Origin of the sequence: Streptomyces scabichelini (assembly GCF_011045015.1) — a bacterium.
In the GTDB taxonomy this organism is placed as follows: Bacteria; Actinomycetota; Actinomycetes; order Streptomycetales; family Streptomycetaceae; genus Streptomyces; species Streptomyces scabichelini.
Map to the genome: position 1 here is coordinate 1 of NZ_JAAKZY010000382.1, position 4,567 is coordinate 4,567.

A 4,567-nucleotide genomic window follows, 5' to 3' on the forward strand; every position below is an offset into this window, starting at 1 on the left:
GGTGGGTTCCGGCTCGGAGGGAGCCGGGTCGCCCGGCGTGGGGCCGGGGTCGGACGGCGTGAGATCGCTCGGGTCCGGGACAGCGCTCGGGTGCGACGGGCCCGCGCTCCCGTGGCCGTCGATCGAGACCACCGCGCGCGCGGGTGCGATCGACACACGCGCGCTCCAAGGGCCGCTCGGCTCGCGGAGGCGGTCGACGTACACCTTGATCGTCAACGACTCGCCGGGCCGCAGCGTTCCCGAGGACTGGCTCAGGTGGAGCCAGGAGGCGCCGGTGTGCGCGGACCAGTCGACCGGTGACGTACCGGAGGCCCTGAGGCTGATCAACGTCGTGTCGCCGCTGGAATCAGCCTCTACGGAGAGGGCACTTTTCGTGTGCCCGGAGGCCGCGCCGATGACCCGGACGGAGACGCCGGACGAACGTTTTCGCTCGCTGAAGTGGGGGTCCGGCCTCGCGCTGGCGCTGCCCACGTTCGCGTAGCCGCCCGCCTCCTCGCCGCCGAGCGCGTCGGGGCCCTGTGCCTCGTTCGCGGTGACCGGGCGACCGGCCGAGCCCTCGCCGGTGAGGGGGGCGCCGTGGCAGGCCGCCCACAGGGCGAGCACGGGGATCGCCACGACGGTGGCGACGACCGTCGTCGTGACGGCACGCGCGCGGATGCGGTTGCGGCGGACCGCGCGTTCCCTGGCGTCCATCGGGAAGCCCCGCCGGTCGAAGCGCGGAGCGCCGCCCCGCGCGCGTGGGGCATGCGTCATCGCCATGTGGAGGGCGGCGCGCGGGGCTTCGAGTACGGGGAGCGCGGCGGGCGTGACGCTGGTGCCGGGCCAGGAGCCGGGGATCGCGCGCTCGGCGGTACGGCGGCAGCGCGGGCAGTCGTCGACGTGCCGCACCAGCTCGCGGCGCAGGGCCGTGCTGAGGACCAGGTTGTCGCCGGTGAGCCGGGCGACGCTCGGGCAGATGCCGGTGTCGACGACGGCGAGGGCCGCGCGGGTGCGCTCGACCTCGCAGGCGGCCGCGCCGAGGAGTTCGCGGGCGGCGAGCAGGTCCAGGCTCAGAACGGCGGCGACCTCACCGGCGGTGAGCTGGTGCCGTACGGCGAGTTCGAGCGCCTCCCGCTGCTCGGGCGCGGTCCCGGCGGCCTCCGGCCAGGCGAGCAGGGCGAGTTCGCCACGGCGACGGTCTTCTTCGGCGTCCGACGCGTGCGCCCGTACGGAACCCTGAACCCTGTCCGACGCACATGTGCCATGACGTTTCTGCCCGTCCGTCGTCCCGGCCTGCGGGCCCTGCCCGCCTTGTTTGCCCCGCCCGGCCTGCGGGCCCTGCCCGGCCTGTTTGGACCGCCTGGCCTTTTCCTGTTTCGCCCGCCTGGTCTTGTCCGTGGCCTCGGTGAGCTTGCGCAGGCACGCCCAGCGGGCGAGGGCGTACAGCCAGGCCCTGCGGTCGCCGGGTGCCTGCGGGCCGCGCGAACCGCGGCGCTCGGCGAGCGCGAGGGCGTCGCCGAGGGCGGCGACCGCCGCGTCGTGGTCGCACAGCACGGACAGGCAGTACGTGAACAGGCCGTCCAGATGCGCCTCGTAGCTCTGGGGCGGGCACTGCGCCGACGTGCGTACCGCCGCCCGGTCGGGTGCGGCACGGTGCGCCCGTGGTGCGCCGGTGGTGTGCGTGGTGGTTTCCGGACTGCGGCTCATCACCCGTGCGACCGTAGGCGGCGGGCGGCGGCCCCTTCTCGTGCCGTGAGCACATTTAATCCATACGGGTGAAACGATCCCCCATAAGGGGACAGGAGCCCCGAATTCCGTGGATCGTTCCGGATCGGTTGCGGCCGGTTTGCGAAGGGTGCCCTGATCTCGGCATCCGACGGCGGTTCTGCCTTGTCCCGGGCGGGGACGGCGTTGTCAGTAGTGGCGGTTACGGTTTCGTCCATGGCTGCCCGTACGAAGACCGCGAAGGACCGGCCGTCCTACCGCTGCACCGAGTGCGGCTGGCAGACGGCCAAGTGGCTCGGCCGCTGCCCCGAGTGCCAGGCCTGGGGGACGGTCGAGGAGTACGGCGCGCCCGCGGTCCGTACGACGACACCGGGCCGTGTCACGACGTCCGCGGTGCCCATCGGCCAGGTCGACGGCCGCACGGCGACCGCCCGCCCCACCGGCGTGCCCGAGCTGGACCGGGTGCTCGGCGGCGGCCTGGTTCCGGGCGCCGTCGTGCTCGTCGCGGGCGAGCCGGGAGTCGGCAAGTCGACGCTGCTGCTGGACGTGGCCGCCAAGTCGGCGAGCGACGAGCACCGCACGCTCTACATCACCGGCGAGGAGTCCGCGAGCCAGGTCCGCCTGCGTGCCGACCGCATCAAGGCGATCGACGACCACCTCTACCTCGCCGCGGAGACCGATCTGGCCGCCGTCCTCGGCCACTTGGACGCGGTGAAGCCGTCCCTCCTCATCCTCGACTCCGTGCAGACGGTCGCCTCTCCGGAGATCGACGGCGCCCCCGGAGGCATGGCCCAGGTCCGCGAGGTGGCCGGCGCCCTGATCCGCGCCTCCAAGGAGCGCGGCATGTCCACACTCCTTGTGGGCCATGTCACCAAGGACGGCGCCATCGCGGGCCCCCGCCTCCTCGAGCACCTGGTGGACGTCGTCCTGAGCTTCGAGGGCGACCGGCACGCGCGCCTCAGGCTCGTACGAGGCGTCAAGAACCGGTACGGGACGACGGACGAGGTCGGCTGCTTCGAGCTGCACGACGAGGGCATCACCGGACTCGCCGACCCCAGCGGCCTGTTCCTCACCCGCCGCGCCGAACCGGTCCCCGGCACCTGTCTGACCGTCACCCTCGAAGGCCGCCGCCCCCTGGTCGCCGAGGTCCAGGCGCTCACCGTCGATTCGCAGATCCCCTCCCCCAGGCGTACGACATCGGGCCTGGAGACCTCCAGGGTCTCGATGATGCTCGCCGTCCTGGAGCAGCGCGGCCGGATCACCGCCCTGGGGAAGCGGGACATCTACTCGGCGACGGTCGGCGGCGTAAAGCTCTCCGAGCCGGCCGCGGACCTGGCGATCGCCCTCGCCCTGGCCTCCGCCGCGAGCGACACTCCGCTCCCCAAGAACCTCGTCGCGATCGGCGAAGTGGGCCTCGCGGGCGAGGTCAGACGGGTCACAGGCGTCCAGCGCAGACTCGCGGAGGCCCACCGTCTGGGCTTCACACACGCGCTCGTACCGGGCGATCCCGGCAAGATCCCACCTGGTATGAAGGTCCTGGAAGTGGCCGACATGGGGGACGCGCTGCGTGTGCTTCCGAGGTCGCGTCGTCGAGAGGCCCCACGGGACGAGGAGGACCGCCGGTAGACTTTGCCCAGGTCTCGCCCGTCCGTACGTACGAAGTATGCGAAACGGGAGCGCCCCAGAACCTGCGACCGGAGGAGTGCAGTGGCAGCCAATGACCGGGCGGCAGCTCCCGGAAAGTCCGGTGGGAGCTCCGGTGCCGATGGGCTGATGCGCGCCTCACTGAGCGCCGTGGCACCCGGCACGGGGCTTCGCGACGGCCTGGAGCGGATTCTCCGCGGCAACACCGGCGGCCTCATCGTGCTCGGCTGGGACAAGACGGTCGAATCGATGTGCACGGGCGGCTTCGTCCTGGACGTCGAGTTCACGGCGACCCGGCTGCGCGAGCTGTGCAAGCTCGACGGCGGCATCATCGTCGACAAGGACATCACCAAGATCATGCGGGCGGGCGTGCAGTTGGTGCCCGACCCCACCATCCCCACCGAGGAGACGGGCACCCGGCACCGCACGGCCGACCGCGTCTCCAAGCAGGTCGGCTTCCCCGTCGTCTCCGTCTCCCAGTCCATGCGCCTGATCGCGTTGTACGTGGACGGACAGCGCCGCGTCCTCGAGGACTCGGCCGCGATCCTCTCCCGCGCCAACCAGGCCCTGGCGACACTGGAGCGCTACAAGCTCCGCCTCGACGAGGTCGCCGGCACACTGTCGGCCCTCGAAATCGAGGACCTGGTGACCGTCCGGGACGTCTCCGCGGTCGCCCAGCGCCTGGAGATGGTGCGCCGGATCGCCACGGAGATCGCCGAGTACGTGGTGGAGTTGGGCACGGACGGGCGCCTTCTCGCCCTCCAGCTGGACGAGTTGATCGCGGGTGTCGAGCCCGAGCGCTCACTCGTCGTACGGGACTACGTACCCGAGCCGACCGCCAAGCGCTCCCGCACGGTCGACGAGGCGCTCGCCGAACTCGACGCGCTCACCCATGCCGAGCTGCTCGAACTGACCACGGTGGCCAGGGCGTTGGGCCACACCGGCTCACCCGAGACCCTCGACTCCGCGGTGTCGCCGCGCGGTTACCGGCTCCTCGCCAAGGTGCCGCGGCTGCCCGGCGCGATCATCGACCGCCTGGTCGAGCACTTCGGCGGCTTGCAGAAGCTGCTCGCCGCGAGTGTCAACGACCTCCAGACGGTGGACGGGGTCGGCGAGGCGCGGGCGCGCAGCGTTCGGGAGGGGCTGTCGCGGTTGGCGGAGTCGTCGATCTTGGAACGCTACGTCTAGCCTCCGGCGGTTGGGCGGGGCGCCTATGGGG

The 4,567-nt window shown here is 72.2% G+C and carries 3 protein-coding genes; 2 read left to right on the forward strand and 1 reads right to left on the reverse strand.

What is annotated here, in order from left to right; translation table 11 throughout:
* A partial coding sequence (locus tag G5C60_RS52925) for a BACON domain-containing protein (protein WP_338146150.1) occupies positions 1-1,689 on the reverse strand: 1,689 nt, incomplete at its 3' end.
* Positions 1,690-1,920: 231 nt separating this feature from the next.
* Here G5C60_RS52925 and radA point away from each other — a divergent pair.
* Positions 1,921-3,330, forward strand: coding sequence for a DNA repair protein RadA (radA, locus tag G5C60_RS49540; protein ID WP_165270699.1), 1,410 nt, complete (start codon positions 1,921-1,923; stop codon positions 3,328-3,330).
* An 81-nt stretch (positions 3,331-3,411) separates the two neighbouring features.
* The gene (disA, locus tag G5C60_RS49545) at positions 3,412-4,536 is read left to right on the forward strand and encodes a DNA integrity scanning diadenylate cyclase DisA (RefSeq protein ID WP_165270701.1); all 1,125 of its coding nucleotides are present in this window, start codon (positions 3,412-3,414) and stop codon (positions 4,534-4,536) included.
* The last annotated feature ends 31 nt before the right edge of the window (positions 4,537-4,567 follow it).

Excerpts from the sequence above, each read along its gene's own strand:
- radA (WP_165270699.1), top strand. The coding sequence starts at position 1,921 with ATGGCTGCCCGTACGAAGACCGCGAAGGACCGGCCGTCCTACCGCTGC.